2 protein-coding genes are annotated in these 960 nt (G+C 60.2%); both read right to left on the bottom strand.

The features are described 5' to 3' along the window. Positions 1-338 (bottom strand): MFS transporter (locus BN1133_RS01380; protein WP_157432331.1); only part of this gene is annotated, 338 nt, incomplete at its 3' end. 39 nt (positions 339-377) lie between these two features. Then, on the bottom strand, positions 378-896 hold the full coding sequence (locus tag BN1133_RS01375; protein ID WP_050664776.1) for a YqhA family protein: 519 nt from the start codon (positions 894-896) through the stop codon (positions 378-380). Between the last annotated feature and the right edge of the window lie 64 nt (positions 897-960).

Here is a 960-nt window from a genome sequence, read left to right as displayed (position 1 = left end):
GAGCCGGCGGCACCGCCGGCCGCCTGCAACATGCGAAAGGCAAGCAGTTCCGGCAGGCTATCGGCCAGGGCGCACCCCACCGAGGCCAGGGCAAACATGATGAGGCCCGCCATGATCACCGGCTTGCGGCCGAAGCTGTCGGCCAGCGGCCCGTAGAAGAGTTGGCCGATGGCAAAACCGCCGAGAAAGGCGCTGACCGTGAGCTGAGCCCCGTCGATGGTGGTGCCCAGCTCCCTGGCCAGGGTCGGAATGGCGGGCAGGTACATGTCGACCGCCAGGGGGGTGAGTCCGGCCAAGGCGCCGAGCAGGATGAAGAGGGTGCGATGGGAGAGTGTCATTAGGCTTCCAATTGACTGGCGTGAGGACGTTATTTGGGGCTATGGTCGCGGCTGCGACTCGCCTTCTGCCCGCTCATTGTGCTCGGCCAGCCGCTCCGTCACGGCATAGATGAGAGCGGCAGTCGAGAAGGCGAGAAAGACGATGACAGACCACTTCATCTCCCCCTCGTTCATCACCCCCTCCTCGAGGAAGGCCTTGAGCACCTCGATCCCCGAGATGGTAACCAGAGAGTTGATGACGATGAGCTTGAGAGAGACGAAATCGATGCGATAGAGCCAGTTATCTCCGAGGGCGGCACGCTGCTCCGGGCTCTTGATAAATTGCACATAGCCGCACAGGGCCACCAGGATCAGCATCTGGGCCACCAGCACGAAGTCGACCAGGGTCAGTACTCCGATGATGAGCTCGAGATAGGGCAAAGAGATGATGTTGGTACAGAGTTCGTAGAGTTTGATCCCGAACTTGACCATCAACAAAACGACACAGATCAGCATGCTGACGTAGAAGGGGAACATCATCAGGCGGCTGCCTGTCAGCATAACGTTGAAACGGCGCATAGGGGGCTCCTGCGGATTCGGACGGGAAAAGCATAACGACAAACCCGTCCGAATCCGCAGGAGC

It is taken from the genome of Aeromonas schubertii, from assembly GCF_000820105.1.
GTDB lineage: Bacteria > Pseudomonadota > Gammaproteobacteria > Enterobacterales > Aeromonadaceae > Aeromonas > Aeromonas schubertii.
The sequence above is the reverse complement of the archived record's forward strand: the minus strand, read 5'-3'. Positions and strand labels throughout refer to the sequence as shown.